Genomic DNA, 22,680 nt, shown 5'->3' on the forward strand with positions numbered 1-22,680 from the left:
CCTCTCTCACCCGGCGCTCGGGTGGCCGCCGGACGTGGTGGGGGGAAGAGAAGGGCGGATGCCCGGGTCCCAGGCTGCGGGACCCGGGCATCCGGGCGGATCATGCGTTACTGCGAGACGCGCACGTAGTCGACCAGCATGCGCTGCGGGAAGACCGTGCTGGCGTCCGGTGCGCCGGGCCAGTCACCGCCCACCGCGTTGTTGAGGATGATGTAAAACGGGTGGTCGTACACCCACGGACCCCGGGTGGACTCCACCGTCGCCTTGTCCGCGGTGAAGAAGGCGTGGCCGTCCACCGAGAAGGTCATGTGGCTGGAGTCCCAGTCCACGGCGTAGGTGTGGAAGTCGTTGGCGAAGTCCGAGCCCGCCAGGGTGTAGGGGGAGCCGTAGCCGTTGCCGCCGTTGTAGGCGGGGGCGTGCAGCGTGGAGTAGACCGAGTCGGGGACCTTGCCGACGTGCTCCATGATGTCGATCTCGCCGGAGTTCGGCCACGGGGTGCCGGTCTTGAAGTTGGACCCCAGCATCCAGAACGCGGGCCACAGGCCCTGCGTGCCGGACACCTTGATCCGCGCCTCGACGTGTCCGTAGGTGAAGTTGAAGTGGTCGGAGGTGTTGATCCGGCCCGAGGTGTACTGGTGGCCCTCGACGTTCTCCTTCCTGGCCTCGATGACCAGGTCGCCGTTGCCGTCCATGGTGGTGTTGTCGCCGTTGGTGTAGTACTCCAGCTCGCCGTTCTGGCCGCCGCCGACGTCCTGGGTCCACTTGCCGGTGTCCGGCTTGGTGCCGGCCGCGCCGTTGAACTCGTCGCTCCACACCAGGTGTTCGGGGTTGCCCGGGTTCGGCGGCAGGGAGGGCGGCGCGGTGGGGTTGCCGCCGGTGCCGTAGACGTCGAAGGTCCACAGCGAGTAGCCGTAGCCGTTGCTGCGCGCGGTGCCGTACATCCGCACGTAGCGCCCGTTGCCGTCCACGTTCAGGGTCTCCTTGAAGCCCTTGCCCGTGGTGGTGGAGTAGATGCTCGTCCAGTTGGTGCCGTCGGCCGAGGTCTGGATCTGGTACGCCGTCGCGTAGGCCGGGTCCCACTGCAGGACGACCTTGCTGATGTGCGCGGTCGCGCCGAGGTCCACCGAGATCCAGCCCGGGTCGACCCAGCCGTTGGTGTCACTGGTGGCCCAGCGGGTCGCCGGGTCCTCGTCGAAGGCCTTGGCCGGGGTGCAGCCGGTGCAGCTGTTGGCGTTCTGGTACGTCGAGGCGGTGGCCGGCTTGTTGTACGACAGCAGGGTCGCACCGTCCGGCGGGGGAGTGGTGGTGCCGCCGGTCGTACCGCCGTTGGTGGTACCGCCGTTGGTGGTGCCCCCGTTGTTACCGCCGCTGCCGCCGGTGAAGACCTGGAACTCCCACAGCGAGTAGCCGTACTGCGTGGCGCGCTGGGTGCCGTACACCCGCACGTAGCGGCCGGTGCCGGTCAGCGTGATCAGCTCGGTCGCGCCGGGGCCGGTGGTGGTGGAGTAGGCGTTGGTCCAGTCGGTGCCGTTGGCCGAGACCTGGATCTGGTAGGCCTTGGCGTAGGCGTTCTCCCAGCTGAGCTGCACGCCGCAGATGTTCTGCGACGAGCCGAGGTCGACCTGCAGCCACTGCGGGTCGGCGGCGGCGCTGGACCAGCGGGTGCCGGTGTTGCCGTCGACCGCCGCGGAGGCCGGGGTGCCGGCGTTCTCGGTGGAGGACGCGGTCGCGGTCTTGTTCAGCGCCGCGTTGGTGGTGCTGCAAGCCGAGTTGCCGGTGCCGGTGCTGCCGTAGACCTGGAACTCCCACAGCGAGACGCCCCATTGGGTGGCGCGCTGGGTCGTGTAGATCCGGACATAGCGCCCGGAACCGTTTACGGTGAGCGTCTGGTTGCCGCCGGTCGCCGTGGTGGTGGAGTAGACGCCGGTCCAGGTCGTGCCGTTGGTCGAGGTCTGGATCTGGTAGGCCTTGGCGTAGGCGGACTCCCAGTTCAGCGTCACCTGGGTGATGTCGGCGGTCGCGCCGAGGTCGACCTGCAGCCACTGCGGGTCGGCGGCGGCGCTGGACCAGCGGGTGCCGGTGTTGCCGTCGACGGCGGCCGAGGCGGGGGTCCCGGCGTTCTCGGTCGACGAGGCGGTCGCGGTCTTGCCCTGCGAGAGCAGGGTGCCCGCGGCCTTGGCCTGGCTCTGGGTGACCGCGAGCGCGAACGCCGCGAGCACGGCCGCGACGAACGCGAGGACAAGGGAGCGGGGTATGCGTCTGGACAGGGGTGGGGGGTTGCCGGTCACGGCGTCTCCTGGGTGCGTGTGAGAGCGCTCTCTGGTTGCTGTGATGATTACGGCGCTGTTGCTGACACGTCAAGAAAGTGAACGAGATTGGTACCACTGTTTCAGGTCGCCCCGGCTTGCCGTCGAGCTCCGAACGATCTGCGAACTCCTTGCCCGCAAAGACGAGTTATGCGGCATCTCGTTGGCTGCAAGATCTTGACACTCCGTGAGCCCGCGGTGGCCCGGTGGCGCCGGGGGTGTGAACCCGCCGTCTCCCGACGCGCCGCGCGGCCCGTTCCCCTTTCCCGTGCCTAGGCTGTCCGGACCAGTGAGATCGCCCGGAGCGGGAAAGGTCATGGGATGCCCGATGTTCCAGAACCCATGGTCAAGCTCGTCCGATGGAGCGCAGAACCCGCCGCGGCGCAGATCCTGCGCTCCACCACGGCGGCCGTCATCGCCTTCGTGGTCGCGGTGTGGCTGCTGCCGAACCCCGCCCCGCTGACCGCGCCGCTCACCGCGCTGCTGGTGGTCCAGGTGACGCTGTACTCCACCCTCACCACCGGCATCAACCGGGTCAACGCGGTGGTAGCGGGGGTGCTGATCGCCATCGTCTTCAGCGCGCTGGTCGCGCTGACCTGGTGGAGTCTCGGCCTGACCATCCTCACCTCGCTGCTGATCGGCCGGTTCGTGAAGGCCGGCGAGTTCGAGGTGGAGGTGGCGATCAGCGCGATGCTGGTGCTCGGCGTGGCCCAGGTGGCGAGCACCGCCTGGGACCGGATCTTCGAGACGCTGATCGGGGCCGCGGTCGGGCTGCTGTTCAACCTGCTCGCGCCACCGGTCTGGGTGCAGTCCGCGGGCGGGTCGATCGAGTCACTGGCCCGCCGGATGGGCCGGCTGTTCAGAAGCATGGGCGGCGAGGTCACCGGACAGCTGCCGGTCTCCCGCGCCGCCTCCCGGCTGCACGAGGCGCGCCGCGTCGACCACGCCATCGCTGAGGTGGACGCCTCGCTGCGGCAGGCGGAGGACAGCCTGCGGTGGAATCCGCGGGTGCGCGAGGGAGCGCTCTCCCGGATCGTGCTGCGGACCGGTCTGGACACCCTGGAGATCTGCGCGGTGGTGCTCAGGGTGATGTCCCGCACGCTCACCGACCTGGCCAAGCAGCGGACCGGCGAGGAGCTGTTCCCGCAGGACGTGGCCGGCGAGCTGGAGGAGCTGTTCGATCACATCGCGTATGCGATCGAGAGCTTCGCGGTGCTGATCACCAGCCAGATCTCGGCCAACGCGGAGGCCGCGGAGGACCGGCTCGCCAAGGCGCTCACCGACAGCGCGCTGAGCCGTGACCGGATCGCCGACCTGCTGCTGATCAAGGTGCAGGAGCACCCCAGGCAGTGGCAGTTGCACGGCGCCCTGCTGGCCGAGGTGGACCGGATCCTGGACGAGCTGGCGGTGGAGAAACGCTCCGAACGGCTGGTCGAGGAGCTGGACCGGATCGGCAGCGAGATGAGCGAGCGGCACCCCCGGCTGGTGATGATCAAGCGCCGGCTGGACAGCAGCACGGTCTACCAGCGCTCGTCCGCCGCCTTCCGGGACGCCTTCAAGTAGTCGGCGCCGCCCGCCCGGGACGCCGCTCTCCGGCCGCACTGCGGCCGCGCACCGCCACCGCCCCGGTGCCGGTGCGCCAACTTCCTGTGCCCGCGCGCGAATCGTTGCCTGCCGGGGCGTAGACGCCGCCGTAGCGCGTCTGTAACACTCTGCCAACACGTACGCAAATTATGAGCAGAACAACGATGGATCTGCGTGGGATGCGCGCAACTTCACATGCTCATCCCGCACGTTTCGAATAGCTCTTCTCGCCCTTCCCCTGATCTTCCCCACACGACACAGAGGGACGTTATGAGAACGAAGCGCTCGATCCCACGGCTGATGGCGGGGGTGGTGGCCACCAGCACGCTGTTGCTGGGCGGTTCCGCCCTGCCCGCCATGGCCGCGGGAGCGCCGGACCTTGCCTCGGGCAAGGCGGCATCGGCCAGCAGTACCAGCGGCAAGAACACCGCCGACCGGCTCGACGACGGCGACCGGAACTCCTACTGGGAGAGCTCGGGCAGCGCCCTGCCCCAGTGGGCGCAGGTCAACCTGGGCAGCAGCACCCTGATCGACAAGGTGCAGCTCAAGGTGCCGGCGTCCTGGAGTGCCCGCACCGAGACGCTGTCGCTGCAGGCCAGTGACGACGGCACGCTGTTCTCCACGGTGGTCGGCTCGAAGGCGTACACCTTCACGCCCGCCAAGGACAACACGGTCACGATCAGCTTCCCGGCCACCAAGGCGCGCTACCTGCGAGCCGACGTGTCGGGGAACTCCGCGGCCAAGACGGCCCAGCTGTCCGAGCTGACCGTGCAGGCCGCCGCGGCCGCCACCGACAACCTCGCGGCCGGCAAGCCCACCGCCGAGTCCGGCCACGCCGACGTCTACGGCTCGGGCAACGCGGTCGACGGCAACGCCGACACCTACTGGGAGAGCAGCAACAACGCCTTCCCGCAGTGGCTCAGGGTCGACCTGGGCTCCGCGGTGCCGGTCAACAAGGTGGTGCTGAAGCTGCCGCCCGCCACCTCGTGGGCGACCCGCACCGAGACGCTCGCCGTCCAGGGCAGCACCGACGGGACGAACTTCAGCAACCTGGTCGCCTCCACGGGTTACACCTTCAACCCGTCGAGCGGCAACACGGCGACCATCACCTTCAACACCGCCACCACCCGCTACGTCAGGCTGAACGTCACCGGGAACACCGGCTGGCCGGCCGGCCAGATATCCGAGTTCGAGGTGTACGGCCCGGCCACCGGCGACGTCACCGCCCCCTCGGCGCCGGCGAACCTGGCGTACACCCAGCCCGCCTCCGGCCAGATCAAGCTGACCTGGAGCGCGGCCACCGACAACACGGCCGTCACCGGCTACGACATCTACGCCAACGGCCAGCTGCGCAGCTCGGTTGCCGGCAACGTGCTGACGTACACCGACAGCCAGCCCACCACCGCGACGGTCTCGTACTACGTACGGGCCAAGGACGCGGCGGGCAACCAGTCGGGGAACAGCAACACCGTGACCCGTACCGGCACTTCGGGCGACACCCAGGCGCCCACCGCGCCCGGCAGCCTCGCCTACACCCAGCCCGCCTCCGGCCAGATCAAGCTGACCTGGAGCGCGTCGAGCGACAACACGGCCGTCACCGGCTACGAGGTCTTCGCGGGCGGCAGCAAGATCGCCACCACCGGCGGCAGCACGCTCACCTACACCGACAGCCAGCCGGACTCCGCCACGGTGTCGTACTTCGTCCGCGCGATCGACGCGGCGGGCAACGAGTCGGGCAACAGCAACACGGTGACCCGTACCGGCACCACCCCGCCCACCGGCGGCACCAACCAGGCGCTCGGCAAGCCGATCACGGCCACCTCCACCGTGCAGAACTTCGTCGCGGCCAACGCCGACGACGGTGACCTCACCACGTACTGGGAGGGCTCGGGCACCAGCTCGCTGACCGTCTCGCTCGGCGCCAACGTCGACACCAGCTCGGTCGTGGTCAAGCTCAACCCCAGCTCCGCCTGGGGCGCGCGCACCCAGACCATCGAGGTCCAGGGCCGCGAGCAGAGCGCGAGCGGCTTCACCCAGCTGACCGCGCCCAAGAGCTACTCCTTCGACCCCGCCTCCGGCAACACCGTGACCATCCCGGTCACCTCGCGGGTCGCCGACGTCCGGCTGATCTTCAGCAACAACTCCGGCGCCGGCGGCGGCCAGGCCGCCGAAGTCCAGGTCATCGGCGTCCCGGGTCCGAACCCGGACCTCACGGTGACCGGGCTGACCGCGTCGCCGTCCGCGCCGGTGGAGACCGACCCGATCACGCTCAGCGCGACGGTGAAGAACATCGGCACCAACGCCTCGCCCGCCAGCAACGTCAACCTCTACCTCGGCACCGTCAAGGTCGGCACCGCGAGCGTCGGCGCACTGGCGGCCGGCGCGAGCAGCACCGTGACGGCGACCATCGGCGCCAAGGACGCGGGCAGCTACCAGCTGACCGCCAAGGTCGACGAGGCGAACGCCGTCGTCGAGCAGAACGAGACCAACAACTCCTACACCAACCCCACCGCCCTGGTGGTCAAGCCGGTCGACACCTCCGACCTGGTCGCCTCGCCGGTGGCGTGGTCGCCGGGCAACCCGTCAGCGGGCAACAACGTCACCTTCTCGGTGGCGATCAAGAACCAGGGCACCGTCGCCGCCGCCTCGGGTGCGCACAACATCACCCTGACGGTCGCCGACGCGACCACAGGCAGCGTGGTCAAGACGCTCACCGGCTCCTACAGCGGCGCCATCGCGGCCGGGGCCACCACCAGCCCGGTCAGCCTGGGCAGCTGGACCGCGGTCAACGGCAAGTACACGGTGAAGACCGTGATCGCGCCGGACGCCAACGAGCTGTCGATCAAGCAGGCCAACAACACCAGCACCCAGTCGCTGTTCGTGGGCCGCGGCGCCAACATGCCGTACGACACCTACGAGGCCGAGTCCGGTGTGCTGGCCGGCGGTGCGACGGTGCTCGGGCCGAACCGCACCATCGGCGACCCCGCCGGTGAGGCGTCGGGCCGCAAGACGGTGCACCTGGCCGCCAACGGCGCCTCGGTGGAGTTCACCACCCTGAACAGCACCAACACCCTGGTGACCCGTTTCAACATCCCGGACGGCACCGACTCGACGACCCTTGACATCTACGTCGACGGCACCTTCCTCAAGACCATCAGCCTCACCTCGAAGTACGAGTGGCTGTACGGCGACGAGGCCAGCCCCGGCAACTCGCCCGGTTCCGGCGCGCCGCGGCACATCTACGACGAGGCCAACGTGCTGCTCGGGACGACCGTCCCGGCCGGCCACAAGATCCGGCTGCAGAAGGACGCGGCCAACTCCGCGGCCTACTACAACATCGACTCCATCGACCTGGAGCAGGCCACCGCGATCCCCAACCCCGACGCGACGAAGTACGTCGTGCCGGCCGGCTTCACCCAGCAGGACGTGCAGAACGCGCTGGACACCGCACGGCAGGACACCACCAAGCTCGGTGTCTACCTGCCCGCGGGCGACTACCAGACGTCCAGCAAGTTCAACGTGTACGGCCGCGCCATCAACGTCCTGGGCGCCGGTCCCTGGTTCACCCGCTTCGTCACCCCGACCGGGCAGGAGAACACCGACAACGGCTTCCTGGCCTCCGCCAGCGGGACCAAGTTCAGCGGCTTCGGGTTCTTCGGCAACTACACCAGCCGGATCGACGGCCCGGGCAAGCCGTGGGACCTGACCGGCGTGTCCGACATGACCATCGACAACGTGTGGATCGAGCACACCATCGTCGGGGTCTGGGGCACCAACGTCGACAACTCGACCATCTCCAACCTGCGGATCCGCGACACCTTCGCCGACGGCGTCAACCTGACCAACGGCAGCAGCGGCAACACGGTCAGCAACATCGAGGCCAGGTCCACCGGTGACGACAGTTTCGCGCTCTTCCCGGCTATCGACCACACCAACGAGCAGGAGCTCAACAACACCTTCCAGAACCTCACGGTGAAGACCGTCTGGCGGGCCGCCGGCCTGGCCGTGTACGGCGGCGGCGGCAACAAGTTCAGCAACCTCTACATCGCCGACAGCCTCACCTACCCGGGCATCACCATCGGGTCGCTCGCCTTCGGCGGCATCCCGGCGCTCGGCTTCGAGTCCTCACCGCAGACCACCTTCTCCAACATCTCGCTGGTCAGGGACGGCGGTCACTTCTGGGGACAGCAGGCCTTCCCCGCGCTGTGGATCTACTCGGCGGAGTTCAAGCTCCAGGGGCTGCGCATCAACGACGTGGACATCACCGACCCGACGTATTCGGGCGTGATGTTCCAGACCAAGTGGAACGGCAGCACCTCGCTCAACCCGATCAGCGACACGGTCTTCACCAACCTGTCGGTGACCGGCGCCCACAAGAGCGGTGACGCCTTCGACGCCAAGTCGGGCTTCGGACTGTGGGCCAACCCGCAGCCCGAATCCGGGCAGGGCCCGGCGGTCGGATCCGTGACCATCAACGGGCTGCACGAGAGCGACAACGCGGTGGACATCCAGAACACCACCTCCACCTTCACCATCACCGTCAACAACTAGGGCCGCAGGCCAGAGGCGGTGCCCGCGTTCGAAAGCTGAACGCGGGCACCGCCTGCTTTCCGTGACGGACCGTTGACCCGCCGAATTTGTCTTCAGCTGATGAACGTGGGGTCTTGACGGGGCATTGGTCTAGTCCTACGGTCACCGGTGCGTCGACAGTCAGGTCGGCGTCCACCGTTCATTCACCTGAATCGACGGTCCGGGCTGTCCGCTACCGGAAGGCCTCCCCCCATGCAAAAACCGCGCATCGGGCTCAAAACGCTCGGCGCTCTCACCGCGGTCCCGGCTCTGGCCGCCGGCCTGCTGCTCGCCACCGGCGCCCCCGCGCAGGCCGCCGCCAACCCAGGGCCCGGCTTCCCCGCGCAGTACGCGGCGCCCTACGCGGAGGTGTGGAACTCGCCGTCGGCGCTGACCAACGCCAAGAACGCCACCGGCATCAAGTACTTCACCCTCGCCTTCGTCATCGACGGCGGCGGCTGCAACGCCACCTTCAACGGCGACACGTCCGTCACCGACGCCAGCTGGACCTCCGCCATCAACAGCCTGCGGTCCGGCGGCGGCGACGTCATCGCGTCCTTCGGCGGCGCCTCGGGCACCGAGGAGGCCCTGGCCTGTACGTCGGTCTCCGCGCTGGAGACCCAGTACAAGCGGGTCATCGACGGGCTCAACCTGACCCGGGTGGACTTCGACATCGAGGGCAGCGCGCTCAACAACACCGCGGCCAACGACCGCCGCAACACCGCGCTCGCCGACCTCCAGCAGCAGTACGCCGCCCAGGGCAAGCGCCTGGACGTGCAGTACACCCTGCCGGTCGACCCCACCGGCCTGGAGTCCAACTCCCTGAGCCTGCTGAACAACGCCAAGAGCCACGGCCTGAACGTCAACCTCGTCAACATCATGACGATGGACTACGGGTCGGCCATGGACATGGGCAACGCCGCCATCAGCGCGGCGCAGGGCCTGCACACCCAGCTCGGCCAGATCTGGAACACCAAGACCTCCGCCCAGCTGTGGGCGATGGAGGGCAACACCCCGATGATCGGGGTCAATGACACCTCCAGCGAGATCTTCTCCACCTCGGACGCCACGGACCTGGAGAACTTCGCCAAGTCCAACGGCATCCAGGAGCTGTCCTTCTGGGCGCTCGGCCGTGACAAGGCCTGCGCCACCAACGGCGGCTCCGCCCAGAGCGGCTGCAGCGGCACCTCGCAGTCCGTCTGGCAGTTCTCCAGCATCTTCAACGCCGTCACGGGCGGCGGCGGCACCACCCCGCCGCCGACCGGTGGCAGCGGGCCGATCCGCTCCGGCTACGCCGGCAAGTGCGTCGACATCGCTGCGGCCGGCAGCGCCAACGGCACCGCGGTCCAGCTCTACGACTGCAACGGGACCACCGCGCAGACCTGGTCCGTCGGCTCCGGCAGCACCCTCCAGGCGCTCGGCAAGTGCCTGGACGTCGCGTCGGCCGGCACCGCCAACGGCACGAAGGTGCAGATCTGGGACTGCAACGGCACCGGCTCCCAGGTCTGGCAGAAGGGCACCGGCAGCACGCTGGTGAACCCGCAGTCCGGCAAGTGCCTGGACGCCACCGGCCCCAGCTCGGCCAACGGCACCCGGCTGCAGATCTGGACCTGCGCGGGCGGCACGAACCAGCAGTGGACGCTGCCGTCCTGACGGCGGCGCCCCCACCGCCCGTTCCCGTCGCCGGGCCTGATCCCAGGGCCTGACCGCGGCGCCCGAGCGGACAGCACCACCTCGCGCCCGGCTCCGGGCGGGTCCACCGACCCACCCGGAGCCGGGCGAATTCACGCGCTCGCGCGGCAGTGATCGGCGAGGATCGGATCATCAGGCCGCCGCGGGACCACCAGGTCCCGCGCCGACACCGCCCCGCCCCCGCGAGGAGCCCCGATGAACACCGCAGAACTGCTGGCCGACGCCTACGGCCGGATCAAGGAAGTCGTCCACGACGCCGTCGAGGGCCTGACCACCGGCGAACTGGCCGACCGCCTCGACCCGGAGGCGAACTCCGTCGGCTGGCTGGTCTGGCATCTCACCCGCGTCCAGGACGACCATGTCTCCGAGGCCGCCGGCCACCCGCAGACCTGGACCGAGGGCGGCTGGGACCAGCGCTTCGGGCTGCCGTTCGACGCCGACGACATCGGCTACGGCCACAGCGCCGACGAGGTGGCCGAGCTGGCGGCGGCCACCGCCGACCTGCTCACCGGCTACTACGACGCGGTGCACGAGCGGACACTGGCCTATCTGGCCACGCTGACCGACGCCGACCTCGACACCGTGGTGGACCGCCGGTGGACGCCGCCGGTGACCCTGGGGGTCCGGCTGGTCAGCGTCATCTCCGACGACCTCCAGCACGCCGGGCAGGCCGCCATCCTGCGCGGCATCCTGCTGCGCCGCCGCGGCTGACAGGGGGAGGCCCCGGTCATCACCCGATGCTAGAATTACTTAACCTAAGTTAAGTAACTGACCCGGGCGGGGTGTGAAGGGCCTGATGGCGACCGAAGACGCGACCAAGCGAATACAGCGGCGGCCGCCGCGTATCGCAGCCGACCATCCGCACTACAAGTGGGTGGCACTGTCCAACACCACCCTCGGCATGCTCATCGCCACGATCAACTCCTCGATCGTGCTGATCTCGCTGCCCGCGATCTTCAACGGCATCAGGCTCGACCCGCTCCAGCCGGGGAACGTCAGCTACCTGCTGTGGATGCTGATGGGCTACATGCTGGTCACCGCGGTCCTGGTGGTCACCCTCGGCCGGCTCGGGGACATCCTGGGCCGGGTCAAGATCTACAACGCCGGCTTCCTGATCTTCACCGTCACCTCGGTGATCCTGTCCGTCGACCCGCTGCACGGCGGCGGCGGGGCGCTGTGGCTGATCGGCTGGCGGGTCGCCCAGGCGGTCGGCGGATCGATGCTGATGGCCAACTCCGCGGCGATCATCACCGACGCCTTCCCGGCCCGCCAGCGCGGCATGGCCCTCGGGGTGAACATGGTGGCCGGTATCGCCGGCTCCTTCATCGGCCTGGTCCTCGGCGGCCTGCTCGCCGAGTGGAACTGGCGCTCCATCTTCTGGGTCAACGTGCCGATCGGCCTGATCGGCACCGTGTGGGCGTACCGCTCGCTGCACGAGACCGGCGTCCGCCGCCCGGCCAGGATGGACTGGTGGGGCAACATCACCTTCGCGGTGGGCCTGACCGCGCTGCTGGCCGGCATCACCTACGGCATCCAGCCCTACGGCGGCCACACCATGGGGTGGACCAACCCCTGGGTGCTCGCCGGGCTGATCGGCGGCGTCGCGATGCTGGTGGCCTTCTGCCTGGTGGAGTCCCGGGTCGCCGAGCCGATGTTCCCGCTGAAGCTGTTCCGCAACGCGGCCTTCGCCGGCGGCAACGCGGCCACCCTGCTGGGCTCCATCGCCCGCGGCGGCCTGCAGTTCATGCTGATCATCTGGCTGCAGGGCATCTGGCTGCCGCTGCACGGCTACAACTACGCCGACACACCGCTGTGGGCCGGTATCTACCTGCTGCCGCTGACCGTCGGCTTCCTGGCCGCCGGGCCCGTCGCGGGCGCGCTGTCCGACCGTTACGGCGCCCGGCTGTTCGCCGCCTCCGGCTTCGTGGTGATGGCCGGGTCCTTCGCCGGCCTGCTGCTGATCCCGACCGACTTCAGCTACTGGGTCTTCGCGCTGGTGGTCTTCCTCAACGGCCTCGGCGGCGGCCTGTTCGCGGCGCCCAACACCTCGATCATCATGGCCAGCGTGCCCGCGGAGTCCCGCGGCGCCGCCTCCGGCATGCGCGCCACCTTCCAGAACGCCGGCATGGTGCTGTCCATCGGCGTCTTCTTCTCGCTGATGGTCGCGGGCCTGGCGCGTTCGCTGCCGCACACCCTCAGCTCCGGCCTGATGGCCCAGGGCGTGCCCGCGTCCAACGCCCACCAGGTGGCGAACCTCCCGCCGGTCGGCACCCTCTTCGCGGCCTTCCTCGGCTACAACCCGATCCAGCAGCTGCTCGGCTCCGACCTGCTCGGCACGCTGCCCGCGGCCAACTCGCAGACCCTGACCGGGCGGGAGTTCTTCCCGCACCTGATCTCGGGTCCCTTCCACGACGGCCTGGTCGTGGTGTTCGCCCTGGCGATCGTGATGTCCTTGGTCGCAGCAGGCGCGTCGCTGATCCGCAGCCGCCGCACCGGCACGGACAGCTGACCGCGGTACGGCCCGCGGTACGACCCAGGAGGCGCCCCGCCATGACGGACACCGACGGGCGCGGGGCGCCCTCCTCCGCCGCCGTGGCGCGGCTGCGGCTGGTCATCGCCCGCCTCTACCGGCAGCTCGCGCAGGCCTCCGGCGACGACCTGAACCTCACCTACGCCCAGCTGTCCGCGCTGGCCAGGACCCAGGAGCACGGACCGCTGCGGATCGGCGAGCTGGCCGCCCAGGAGCAGGTCGCCGCTCCGTCGCTGACCCGTACGGTGGCGCCGCTGGTCGCCGCGGCGCTGGTCGCCAGGCAGCCCGACCCCTCCGACGGCCGGTCCTGGCTGGTCAGCATCACCCCGGAGGGCGCCGAGGTGCTCGGCCGCATCCGCCGCAAGCGCTCCGAGCTGCTGGCCCGCCGGATGGCCCGGCTCGACCCCGGACAGCTCGACACGCTGCTGGCGGCGCTGCCGGTACTCGAACAGCTGCTGACCGAGCCGGACCCCGAGCCCGCGCCCGGCCGCCGCTGACCGTCACGGACGGGACGCGTGGCCCGTCCCAGGCTCCAGCGGCGGCGCGGGGAAGCCGCAGTGCGCCCGGCACTGCGGCTGGACGGCGGCAGTGCCGTCGTCCTCGTGCAGCGGGCCCGACGGCACCAGGGTGAAGGCCAGCACCGCACCGAGCGCGCACAGCGCCGCGCAGATCATCATCGACGAGCCGAAGGCCGCGTCCACCCGGTGCGGCGAGCGGTACGCCTGGTCGGACAGCCCCACCACCAGCGGCAGCGCGGCCACGATCAGCAGTTGGGCCACCCGGGCCGCCGCGTTGTTCACCCCGCTGGCGACCCCGGCGTGGTCGACGTCCACCGACGCCAGCACCGTCGCGGTCAGCGGCGCCACGACCAGGCACATCCCCAGCCCCTGCACCACCACCGCGGGCAGCACGTCCAGCCAGTACGACGCCGATCCTGGACCGATCCGGATGAGCAGCAGCAGCCCGGCCGCGGTCACCAGCGGCCCCACCGTCAGCGGCAGGCGCGCCCCGATCCGCTGGGCGAGCGCGCCGGCCGGCGCCGACAGCAGCAGGAGCAGCACGGTCACCGGCAGCGTGGCCAGACCGGCCCGCAGCGCGCTGTAGCCGGCGGCGATCTGCAGTTCCACCGGCAGCAGGAAGAACACCCCGCCGATCGCCGCGTACAGACACAGCGTCACCGCGTTCACCGAGGTGAACAGGCGGGAGGAGAACACCGAAAGCGGCAGCATCGGATGCTCGCTGGCCCGCTCGGTCCGTACGAAGGCCACCCCGCACGCGAGCCCCGCCGCCGCGGGCAGCACCACCGACGTCCACGAGGGATGGCCGGAGGCGGTGATCAGCGCGTAGGTGATGCCGGCCAGGCACAGCGCGGCCAGCGCGGCGCCCCGGATGTCGAAACTGCCGGACGCCGTCCGGTCCCGGCTCTCCGGCACATGGCGGACCGCGATGGCCACCACCACCGCGGCGATCGGCAGGTTGACCAGGAAGATCCACCGCCAGCCCGGGCCGTCCACCAGGAAGCCGCCCAGGAACGGACCCACCGCGCCGGCCACCCCGCCGAGCCCGGACCAGGCACCGACCGCCTTGGCCCGGTCCTCCGGCCGGTAGGTCGACTGCACCAGCGCCAGCGAACCCGGCGTCAGCAGCGCGCCGCCCACCCCCTGCAGGGCGCGGGCCGCGATCAGCACACCGGTGCCGGGCGCGGCTCCGCACGCCGCCGAGGCCAGCGCGAACCACACCACGCCGATGACGAAGACCTTGCGCCGCCCGTAGCGGTCGCCGAGGCCGCCGCCCAGCAGGATCAGGCCGGCCAGCGTGAGCAGGTAGCCGTTCACCGTCCACTGCAGGTCGGCGAGCGTCGCGCCCAGGTCCTCGCCGATCCGTGGGAGCGCGATGTTGACGATGGTGCCGTCAAGCAGCGCCATGCCGGACCCGAGCACCGTGCACGCCAGCACCCAGCGGCCCGCCGCGGACGCCAGCGGTACGCCTGGGACGCGCTCCGGGGTCATGACACCGACCCTATTGCGTCGCGGGCCGCCTGTGGGGGTACGCGATCATCCGCGGGTGCGTCGTGGCCCGCGGGCGTGGTGCGGTACTGCGTACCGGGCCGGGCGGGATGACAATGGTCGGGCAGGCCCGACGCAAGCCGTAGCTAAGGAGACGTGGATGCCGCACCAGCGTGCCGGGACACCGGCCCGGCCGGAGGACCTGGTGGACGTACCCCGCCTGATCACGGCGTACTACGCGCTGCACCCCGACCCGGCGGAGGCCGGGCAGCAGGTGGCGTTCGGCACGTCGGGGCACCGCGGCTCGTCGCTCGACACCGCGTTCAACGAGGACCACATCGCGGCGACCAGCCAGGCGATCTGCGACTACCGCACCGGGCAGGGCACCAGCGGCCCGCTCTTCCTCGGCGCCGACACCCATGCGCTGTCCGAACCGGCCAGGGTCACCGCCCTGGAGGTCTTCGCCGCCAACGGCGTCACGGTGCTGCTGGACGAGAACGACGGCTGGACGCCGACCCCTGCGGTCTCGCACGCCATCCTGACGTACAACAAGGGCCGCACCGGCAACCTGGCGGACGGCGTCGTCGTCACCCCGTCGCACAACCCCCCGGGCGACGGCGGCTTCAAGTACAACCCGCCGAGCGGCGGCCCCGCCGCCTCCGACGCCACCACCTGGATCCAGGACCGGGCCAACCAGCTGATCACCGACGGCCTCAAGGGCGTCCAGCGGATCGGCTACGCCCGGGCGCTGGCCGCCGCCACCACCGCCCGCTACGACTTCCTCGGCCGCTACGTGGACGACCTGCCCTCGGTGCTCGACCTGGTGGCGGTGCGCCGGGCCGGGGTGACGATCGGCGCGGACCCGCTGGGCGGCGCCTCGGTCGACTACTGGGGCCGGATCGCCGAATGGCACGGCCTGGACCTGACGGTGGTCAACCCGCAGGCCGACCCGACCTGGCGCTTCATGACGCTGGACTGGGACGGCAAGATCCGGATGGACTGCTCGTCGCCGTACGCGATGGCCTCGCTGATCGCCCGCAAGGACGACTACGCCATCGCCACCGGGAACGACGCCGACGCCGACCGGCACGGCATCGTCACCCCGGACGGCGGGCTGATGAACCCCAACCACTACCTGTCGGTGGCCATCTCCTACCTGTCCGGGCACCGCGAGCAGTGGGGTCCCGACCTGGCGATCGGCAAGACGCTGGTGTCGTCCTCGATGATCGACAAGGTGGTCGCCGACCTCGGCCGCCCGCTGACCGAGGTGCCGGTCGGCTTCAAGTGGTTCGTGGACGGGCTGCTCGGCGGCACCCTGGCCTTCGGCGGCGAGGAGTCGGCCGGCGCGTCCTTCCTGCGGCGCGACGGCGGCGTCTGGACCACCGACAAGGACGGCATCCTGCTGGCGCTGCTGGCCGCCGAGATCACCGCGGTCACCGGCCGCACGCCGTCCGAGCACTACGCCGACCTCACCGGGCGGTTCGGCTCGCCTGCCTACGCCAGGATCGACGCACCGGCCGACCGCCGGCAGAAGGCCGTCCTGGCGAAGCTGTCGGCCGATCAGGTCCCCGCCAGGGAACTGGCCGGCGAGCCGGTCACCGCGGTGCTCACCGAGGCGCCCGGCAACGGCGCGCCGCTCGGCGGCCTCAAGGTCTGCACCGACAACGCGTGGTTCGCCGCGCGCCCGTCGGGCACCGAGGACGTCTACAAGATCTACGCCGAGTCCTTCCTCGGCCCCGACCACCTGGCCGACGTGCAGCAGGAGGCGCAGGCGATCGTCGGCGCCGCGCTCGGCGACTGACCCGTCCCGCCGTCGCCCGGGGTCCCGCTGCCGGGACCCCGGGCGACGGTCAGGCCAGCTGGGCGGCCTGCAGACCGGCGTAGGCGCCGCCGCCGCGCAGCAGTTCCGCGTGCGGGCCGACCTCAGCGATCCGGCCCTCGTCGAGCACCACGATCCGGTCGGCGTTCCTGATGGTGGACAGCCGGTGCGCCACCACGAACCCTGCATGCACCGGACGTACGTCAGGTGCAGCGGCAGGTTGAGCACCAGGATCACCAGCAGGACCGCGGAATTCCACCACAGCACGGAGATCGGGCGGTGCTGGACGACGACGTCGACGACGTTGGCGGTGATCAGCGGCAGCAGCCACACCGGTGTGTGCTTGCCGAAGAAGGCGGCGACGGCCAGCGCGACCCGCCGCCGGTCGGGGTGGAAGAGGTAGAGGAGGGTTCGTACGGGGTGCTCGCCACGGTAGCGGTGGCTGAGCGTGCCTTGCGGCAACGCCATTGCAGGCTCCTCGAATCACGTCTTCGCGGTGATGCGGAACAGGGCGCACCGACCGGCACCTCGGCGCTGAGGTGCTGATTGTGTTCATGTGCGCGCATACACCTTAGGGCCCGGGCGGCCTGCCGCGCCCGGGCCTTTCCTGCCGGAGTCCGCTGCTCGGGACCCCGCGACGGTCACATCACGACGACCGACCGCAGGACGTCACCGTCCTGCATCCGGTCGAAGGCGTCCTCGATCTCGTCCAGTGCGATGGTCTCGCTGACGAACGCCCCCAGGTCCAGCCGTCCCTGCAGATGCAGGTCGATCAGCATGGGGAAGTCACGGGAGGGCAGGCAGTCGCCGTACCACGACGACTTGAGCGCGCCGCCGCGTCCGAACACGTCGAGCAGCGGGATCTCCAGCCGCATCTCCGGGGTGGGCACCCCGACCAGGACGACGGTGCCTGCCAGGTCCCTGGCGTAGAAGGCCTGCCGGTAGGTCTCCGGCCGGCCGACCGCCTCGATCACCACGTCGGCGCCGTGGCCGCCGGTCAGCTTGCGGATCGCCTCGACCGGGTCCTGGTTCCGGGAGTTGACGGTGTGGGTGGCGCCCAGCGCGGAGGCGGTGGCCAGCTTGCGGTCGTCGAGGTCCACCGCGATGATCCGGGCGGCGCCGGCCAGCCGCGCCCCGGCGACCGCCGCGTTGCCGACCCCGCCGCAGCCGATCACCGCCACCGAGTCGCCGCGGCCCACCGCGCCGGTGTTGACCGCGGCGCCGATGCCGGCCATCACCCCGCAGCCGAGCAGGCCGGCCACCGACGGCGACACAGAAGGGTCGACCTTGGTGCACTGGCCGGCCGCCACCAGCGTCTTCTCGGCGAAGGCGCCGATGCCCAGGGCGGGCGTGAGCGCGGTGCCCGAGGCGGTGGTCATCTTCTGCCGGGCATTGTGGGTGTCGAAGCAGTACCAGGGCCGCCCGCGCAGGCACGCCCGGCAGCGGCCGCACACCGCACGCCAGTTGAGGATCACGAAGTCGCCGGGCGCCACCTCGGTGACACCCTCCCCGACCTCCTCGACCAGACCGGCGGCCTCGTGGCCGAGCAGATACGGGAAGTCCTCGCCGATACCGCCCTGCCGGTAGTGCAGATCGGTGTGGCAGACCCCGCACGCCTGGACCCGCACCACCGCCTCGCCGGGACCGGGGTCCGGCACCGTCACCGTCTCGATCCGCACCCGCTCGCCCCTGCCGGGTGCGACCACCCCGCGGACTTCCTGTGCCATGGCTGAGCCCTCCTTCGCCGTCGTCCACCGCCGACCATAGGCGCAGGGGGCGGGCCCGCGGCAGTGGGCGGCGGAGTCCGGCGGAAGGTCAGCGGCGGGCGGTGGCGGTGCGCGGCCGGGCGCGGCGGTAGAGGACCGTACCGCCGAGCAGCAGTGCCGCGCTGCCCGCGGCCGCCATGCCGACGCCGTCGGCCCCGGTGTGGGCCAGCGTCGGCGCCGCGGGTGCGGTCTCCACGGGCGACTCCTGCTCGGGCAGGCTGCTGGGCGGAGCAGGGATCGGGGTGTGGGCCGGGGCGGGCGGTGTGTCGTCGTTGACCGCGGTGTTGCCGCTGGCGGGATTGCCGACGCCGACCACGCCGACCCCGTTGCCCGCCACGTTCAGCGGCAGGTCGACCGGCAGCCGCAGCCCGTTGCCGGACAGCAGGCCGGCCGCGTCACGCGAGTCGCCGGCGGCGTGCGCGCCACCGCCGGAGCGGCTGCCGGCCGCGAGCGGCGCCGCGGAACCGTCCGCAGCGGAGTCCGTGTGGCGGGCCGGGCGGGCGGCGCTGCCCGTCCTGGGCGCCGACACGCTGGAGGCCGCCGACGTGGCCGACGACCCGTTGGCACAGACGTTGCCGGAGACCGGGTTCAGCAGACCGACCGCGCTGATGGTGTTTCCGCACACGTTCACCGGCACATGCACAGGAACCTGCACCGAATTGCCCGACAGGACTCCCGGCGAACCCGTGGCGTCCCCTTCGGCGGCCGCATCGGCCTGCGCGTAACCCGCGGAGGCCAGCACGCCGCCGGCGACCATCGCGGAGACAAGTCCCTTTCGGGCGAGCCTGTTCATACGATTCCTGCCTTCCGGACATCATCACGGGCCGTATGCCCGCACCGTGACAACGTCGCAGAGGGCCAATCAGGTCATGCGGCGGGCGAATTTCATCCCAACGGGTCGCTCGCCGCCTTCCAGTTGTGACAGCAGGATATTCACACCGGAAAATGCGGCGATGATATGGCGGACCGTCAGGCGGCCGCCGCGTCGTCCACGTCCTCGATGCGCGCCCGGGCCGCGACGAGGGCGGCAGCGATCTCCCGGGTGCCGGTGGACACGCACAACGTGTAAGCGGTGTCGCCCAGTTGCTGGTCGACGCCGGCATCGGTGCCGTCGGCGACCACGGACAGGGACTCGTAACGTTCCACCAGGTTCCGCAAGACGCTCGGGTGGGCCATCAGCATCGTCGTACTCCTCGGAGATCGGTGAAGTCGAGCCCCGTATGCCCGCTGCCTCGGGGGCGCATGCGTGATACACGCGCAATGTCGCGCAGGTCTCATTCCCGCCGCGGCGCCCGATCCGGCGCCTGATGCGGGCTGGACCGCCGCCGCACGGCGACGGGCCGGGCAGGGGACCTGGATGCACGTCCCCTGCCCGGCCCGGGCGAGCCTGGCGCTGTTCGCCGGTCAGGCGAAGAGTCGATCAGTCGATACTGCGCAGGATGTGTGTCTCGGACAGGTCGTCCTCGTACCCCGCAAGCCGGATCGGAGCGCACCGGGACCAGGTGTCCAGGGGCCCCTCGGCGTCGAGGAGCGTGGCGGTCTCGCCACTGCGCTCCGCTGCTGGCTCTTTGCGCTTGAGCTGATCTCGTGACACCGCGCACTCCTTAGCATCGCGTCGACCGGATGCGCCCGCGCGGCCATGGCCTGCGTCGGACGCTCGGCTGGATTCCAAACTTCGGGCGTTGCGGACGCGGTGGCGCCTGTTGCGATTGCCGGAATCGTGGCCGAGGTGGCGACTCGCTCCGGGACGGGGCCCAAGGGGCCGGTACATCCCCAGGAGCCTGCTCGTCCCGCACAGCCTATTGCGGCCGACCGACCGCCACCAGCCGGTTTTGCCCGCGGTTCACCTGCGGGGCACCCGCTGTACGGCCGTGCGACGGCGACCCGGCCCCTGCGGGACAGGGCACCCTTGCTACCGTTTGCCGTGCTCAAGAGTGAGAAGGACCGCGAAAACCGGACTGGGCCATCCGGGTCTGCGATACCCGACCCGCCGCCCACCGGGCGCAAGAACCGGCTGCTCGCCGATATCGGCCCCTTGCGCGAGCACGCCGACTTCCGGCGGCTGTGGTTCGGCAACACCGTGTCCTACATCGGCCAGCAGATGACTGCGATGGCCGTGGCACTCCAGGTCTACGCCATCACCGGCTCCAGCTTCTACGTCGGCCTGGTCGGCCTGTGCTCCCTGGTGCCGCTGATCGTCTTCGGGCTCTACGGCGGCGCCGTCGCCGACGCCGTCGACCGCCGCAGGCTCGGCCTGGTCACCGCGGCCGGCGCCACGGTGCTGTCCGTGGCACTCGCCGCGGTGACCATCGTCCACGTCCGCTCGGTCGGCGTGCTCTACGTGATCGTCGCCCTCCAGGCGGTCTGCTTCGCCATGAACTCCCCGGCCCGCTCCTCGATGATCCCGCGGCTGCTGCCCGCCGAGCAGCTGCCCGCGGCCAACGCGCTGGCCTCGCTGGCCGGCGGCGTCGGGCAGATGGCGGGACCCATGCTCGGCGGCGTCTTCGTCGGCCTGTGGGGCTACCAGGCCGCCTACCTGATCGACGCGGCCGCCTTCACCGCCTCGCTGTACGCGATGTGGCGGCTGCCCAAGATGCTGCCGGGAGAGGGCGACGGCGCCGTCCGGCGCAGGCCCTCCGTCGTCGAGGGACTGCGCTACCTGGGAGCGCGCCCCAACCTGCGCACCACCTTCGTCTCCGACCTCGCCGCCATGGTGCTGGCCCAGCCCAGGGTGCTCTTCCCGGCGGTCGCCGGACTGTGGTTCGGCGGCGACACCCGTACGGTCGGCCTGCTGGCCGCCGCCCCCGCGGTGGGCGCCCTGCTGGGCAGCGTCTTCTCCGGGTGGTACGGCCGGGTACGCCGCCAGGGCCTCGCGGTGCTGCTCGCGGTGGCCTCCTGGGGCGCCGCCGTCGCCGTCTTCGGCCTGACCCGCAACCTGTGGCTGGGCCTGTGCTTCCTGGCGCTGGCGGGCTGTGCGGACACCGTCAGCATGGTCTTCCGCAACACCATGCTCCAGTCCGCCGCCCCGGACGACATGCGCGGCCGGCTGCAGGGCGTCTTCCTGGTGGTCGTCGTCGGCGGCCCCCGCCTCGGCGACTTCCTGGCCGGCAGCGCGGCCGACGTCTTCTCACCGACCGCCGCGGTCGTCGGCGGCGGCATCGCCTGCATCGCGGCGATCGCCCTGATCGCGCTGTTCCAGCGCGGCTTCCTCTCCTACGACTCGCGGCGGCCGGTCGCCTGAAGCCGGCCGCACCGCCGCGGCGGCCAGCTCGTCCACCGCCGCCGCCAGCGACCGCTGCCCCGGCTCCGCCGCCGTGGCCGCCGCGGTGAGCCGGGCGAGGTCGGCGCGCCAGTCGCCGGTGGTCACCGGCTCGGCGCCGACCCGCAGCAGCCCGCGTCCGAGCAGCCCGCTCGCGGTGCCCGACCGGCCCCTGCACACGGCCTTCACCGCGGCCACCGCGTTGGCCAGCGCGCTGGCCGCGGGGGACCACGGGTCGGCCGGTGAGTCCGCAGGCACCGTCGCCTCGAAGCGCCGGTCGGCGTGCACGTCGAGATCCAGCCGCCAGAACAGCGGCAGCCCGTGGAAGGCGGCGAAGAGCAGCCGGTGGCCCGGAGTGCCGGCGAACTCGGGATCGGAGCGCAGCGAGCGCAGCGGCCCGACCCGGGCCAGGGTGCGCCGCACCTCCGCCACGCAGCGCCCGAATTCCGCGGCCGGCACCTGCCAGGCGATGTCGATGTCGCTGTAGCGGTCCGCCGTGCCCGCCGCGAGCGAGCCGCGCAGCCGCGCCGTCGAGCCGGGGCAGGCGGCACGCAGCGCGACCAGCAGGTCGGCGGCCAGCGCCGCACGTACCGCCGGATCCACCTCGGCCGGCTGCCCGCCGGTCACCGCCCGGGCCGCCCGGCCTCGCCGACGTAGACCCAGCGGCCGTCCTCCCGGACGAAGCGGCTGTCCTCGTGCTGCTCGCCCGCGGCCCCACCGCTGCGGTAGTGCGCCCGGAACTCCACCGTGCCCTCCGAGTGGAAGGCGCTGCCGCCGGTGCCGCCGAGGATGTCCAGGCCGGTCCACCGCACCCCCGCGTCGAAGGCCAGCTCCCGCGGCCGGGTCGAGGAGTGCCAGCTGCGCAGCAGATAGCCGGCGTCCCGCACGGCGAAGGCGCTGTAGCGCGACCGCATCAGCTGCTCGGCCGTCGTGGCCGCCGACGATCCGGCGTGCAGAGCGCCGCAGCAGTCTGCGTACGCGGCGGGCAGGCCGCAGGGGCAGGAGGCGGGCTTGCGTGCGGACGTGCTCCGTGCGGACATGCTCCGATTGTCGCGGACGACCGGTGCGCCATTCGAGGCAACCGGTGTTTCGTCCGCGCGCGAACGGAAATGCGCTGGGCGGGGCAGCAGCCTCCCGCCCGACGGAAGG

The 22,680-nt window shown here is 71.1% G+C and carries 17 protein-coding genes and 1 pseudogene; 9 read left to right on the forward strand and 9 right to left on the reverse strand.

Annotation, left to right across the window (positions count from 1 at the left end):
• Window positions 1–107: 107 nt before the first annotated feature.
• Entirely contained in the window at window positions 108–2,219 is a 2,112-nt protein-coding gene (locus OG702_RS30745) for a discoidin domain-containing protein (protein ID WP_442814750.1), read from the reverse strand.
• 408 nt (window positions 2,220–2,627) lie between these two features.
• Here OG702_RS30745 and OG702_RS30750 point away from each other — a divergent pair, with 408 nt between their 5' ends.
• The 6 genes from OG702_RS30750 (at window position 2,628) to OG702_RS30775 (ending at window position 13,178) form a co-directional block, all read left to right on the forward strand.
• On the forward strand, window positions 2,628–3,869 hold the full coding sequence (locus OG702_RS30750) for an FUSC family protein (RefSeq protein ID WP_327292201.1): 1,242 nt from the start codon (window positions 2,628–2,630) through the stop codon (window positions 3,867–3,869).
• 291 nt (window positions 3,870–4,160) lie between these two features.
• Entirely contained in the window at window positions 4,161–8,441 is a 4,281-nt protein-coding gene (locus OG702_RS30755; RefSeq protein ID WP_327292202.1) for a discoidin domain-containing protein, read from the forward strand.
• A 231-nt stretch (window positions 8,442–8,672) separates the two neighbouring features.
• Complete coding sequence (locus OG702_RS30760) at window positions 8,673–10,112, forward strand: RICIN domain-containing protein (RefSeq protein WP_327292203.1); 1,440 nt, start codon at window positions 8,673–8,675, stop codon at window positions 10,110–10,112.
• A 234-nt stretch (window positions 10,113–10,346) separates the two neighbouring features.
• Window positions 10,347–10,862 (forward strand): mycothiol transferase, encoded by a 516-nt coding sequence (locus tag OG702_RS30765; protein WP_327292204.1) that lies wholly within the window; start codon window positions 10,347–10,349, stop codon window positions 10,860–10,862.
• Between the two features lie 85 nt (window positions 10,863–10,947).
• Entirely contained in the window at window positions 10,948–12,660 is a 1,713-nt protein-coding gene (locus tag OG702_RS30770; RefSeq protein ID WP_327292205.1) for an MFS transporter, read from the forward strand.
• Between the two features lie 41 nt (window positions 12,661–12,701).
• Window positions 12,702–13,178, forward strand: coding sequence for a MarR family winged helix-turn-helix transcriptional regulator (locus tag OG702_RS30775; protein ID WP_327292206.1), 477 nt, complete (start codon window positions 12,702–12,704; stop codon window positions 13,176–13,178).
• 3 nt (window positions 13,179–13,181) lie between these two features.
• On the opposite strand, the gene OG702_RS30780 is transcribed toward OG702_RS30775, so the two are convergent.
• Window positions 13,182–14,690 carry an MFS transporter gene (locus tag OG702_RS30780; RefSeq protein ID WP_327292207.1) on the reverse strand — a complete coding sequence of 503 codons (1,509 nt, stop codon included), beginning with the start codon at window positions 14,688–14,690 and terminating at the stop codon, window positions 13,182–13,184.
• Between the two features lie 157 nt (window positions 14,691–14,847).
• On the opposite strand from OG702_RS30780, the gene pgm reads away from it, so the two are divergent.
• The gene (gene pgm, locus OG702_RS30785; RefSeq protein WP_327292208.1) at window positions 14,848–16,488 is read left to right on the forward strand and encodes a phosphoglucomutase (alpha-D-glucose-1,6-bisphosphate-dependent); all 1,641 of its coding nucleotides are present in this window, start codon (window positions 14,848–14,850) and stop codon (window positions 16,486–16,488) included.
• Window positions 16,489–16,537: 49 nt separating this feature from the next.
• Here the strand turns inward: pgm and OG702_RS30790 are convergent.
• Window positions 16,538–16,687 (reverse strand): annotated as a pseudogene (locus tag OG702_RS30790) (ABC transporter ATP-binding protein); the annotation flags it as partial.
• Window positions 16,688–16,785: 98 nt separating this feature from the next.
• On the opposite strand from OG702_RS30790, the gene OG702_RS35575 reads away from it, so the two are divergent.
• Entirely contained in the window at window positions 16,786–17,052 is a 267-nt protein-coding gene (locus OG702_RS35575) for a hypothetical protein (protein ID WP_442814599.1), read from the forward strand.
• A gap of 95 nt (window positions 17,053–17,147) precedes the next feature.
• Here the strand turns inward: OG702_RS35575 and OG702_RS30800 are convergent, their stop codons facing one another.
• The 4 genes from OG702_RS30800 to OG702_RS30815 form a co-directional block, all read right to left on the reverse strand.
• Window positions 17,148–18,233, reverse strand: coding sequence for an S-(hydroxymethyl)mycothiol dehydrogenase (locus tag OG702_RS30800; protein WP_327292210.1), 1,086 nt, complete (start codon window positions 18,231–18,233; stop codon window positions 17,148–17,150).
• Window positions 18,234–18,321: 88 nt separating this feature from the next.
• Complete coding sequence (locus tag OG702_RS30805) at window positions 18,322–19,065, reverse strand: chaplin (protein ID WP_327292211.1); 744 nt, start codon at window positions 19,063–19,065, stop codon at window positions 18,322–18,324.
• Between the two features lie 176 nt (window positions 19,066–19,241).
• Window positions 19,242–19,454, reverse strand: a complete 213-nt coding sequence (locus OG702_RS30810; RefSeq protein ID WP_327292212.1) for a DUF5133 domain-containing protein — start codon at window positions 19,452–19,454, stop codon at window positions 19,242–19,244.
• A 238-nt stretch (window positions 19,455–19,692) separates the two neighbouring features.
• Window positions 19,693–19,866: a hypothetical protein gene (locus OG702_RS30815; protein ID WP_327292213.1), complete on the reverse strand. Its 174-nt coding sequence runs from the start codon at window positions 19,864–19,866 to the stop codon at window positions 19,693–19,695.
• Window positions 19,867–20,250: 384 nt separating this feature from the next.
• Here OG702_RS30815 and OG702_RS30820 point away from each other — a divergent pair, with 384 nt between their 5' ends.
• Window positions 20,251–21,513, forward strand: coding sequence for an MFS transporter (locus tag OG702_RS30820; RefSeq protein WP_327293437.1), 1,263 nt, complete (start codon window positions 20,251–20,253; stop codon window positions 21,511–21,513).
• Here OG702_RS30820 and OG702_RS30825 read toward each other — a convergent pair.
• Together OG702_RS30825 and OG702_RS30830 are read right to left on the reverse strand one after the other, a co-directional pair.
• Window positions 21,400–22,158 (reverse strand): hypothetical protein, encoded by a 759-nt coding sequence (locus OG702_RS30825; protein ID WP_327292214.1) that lies wholly within the window; start codon window positions 22,156–22,158, stop codon window positions 21,400–21,402. The genes OG702_RS30820 and OG702_RS30825 overlap by 114 nt on opposite strands.
• Window positions 22,155–22,571 (reverse strand): YchJ family protein, encoded by a 417-nt coding sequence (locus tag OG702_RS30830; protein WP_327292215.1) that lies wholly within the window; start codon window positions 22,569–22,571, stop codon window positions 22,155–22,157. Before OG702_RS30830 ends, OG702_RS30825 begins: the two co-directional genes overlap by 4 nt.
• Between the last annotated feature and the right edge of the window lie 109 nt (window positions 22,572–22,680).

The organism is Streptomyces sp. NBC_01198 (assembly GCF_036010485.1).
In the GTDB taxonomy this organism is placed as follows: Bacteria; Actinomycetota; Actinomycetes; order Streptomycetales; family Streptomycetaceae; genus Actinacidiphila.

Excerpts from the sequence above, each read along its gene's own strand:
- OG702_RS30750 (WP_327292201.1), top strand. The coding sequence starts at position 2,628 with ATGCCCGATGTTCCAGAACCCATGGTCAAGCTCGTCCGATGGAGCGCA.
- OG702_RS30755 (WP_327292202.1), top strand. The coding sequence starts at position 4,161 with ATGAGAACGAAGCGCTCGATCCCACGGCTGATGGCGGGGGTGGTGGCC.
- OG702_RS30760 (WP_327292203.1), top strand. The coding sequence starts at position 8,673 with ATGCAAAAACCGCGCATCGGGCTCAAAACGCTCGGCGCTCTCACCGCG.
- OG702_RS30765 (WP_327292204.1), top strand. The coding sequence starts at position 10,347 with ATGAACACCGCAGAACTGCTGGCCGACGCCTACGGCCGGATCAAGGAA.
- OG702_RS30770 (WP_327292205.1), top strand. The coding sequence starts at position 10,948 with ATGGCGACCGAAGACGCGACCAAGCGAATACAGCGGCGGCCGCCGCGT.
- OG702_RS30775 (WP_327292206.1), top strand. The coding sequence starts at position 12,702 with ATGACGGACACCGACGGGCGCGGGGCGCCCTCCTCCGCCGCCGTGGCG.
- OG702_RS30780 (WP_327292207.1), bottom strand. The coding sequence starts at position 14,690 with ATGACCCCGGAGCGCGTCCCAGGCGTACCGCTGGCGTCCGCGGCGGGC.
- pgm (WP_327292208.1), top strand. The coding sequence starts at position 14,848 with ATGCCGCACCAGCGTGCCGGGACACCGGCCCGGCCGGAGGACCTGGTG.
- OG702_RS30800 (WP_327292210.1), bottom strand. The coding sequence starts at position 18,233 with ATGGCACAGGAAGTCCGCGGGGTGGTCGCACCCGGCAGGGGCGAGCGG.
- OG702_RS30805 (WP_327292211.1), bottom strand. The coding sequence starts at position 19,065 with ATGAACAGGCTCGCCCGAAAGGGACTTGTCTCCGCGATGGTCGCCGGC.
- OG702_RS30810 (WP_327292212.1), bottom strand. The coding sequence starts at position 19,454 with ATGCTGATGGCCCACCCGAGCGTCTTGCGGAACCTGGTGGAACGTTAC.
- OG702_RS30830 (WP_327292215.1), bottom strand. The coding sequence starts at position 22,571 with ATGTCCGCACGGAGCACGTCCGCACGCAAGCCCGCCTCCTGCCCCTGC.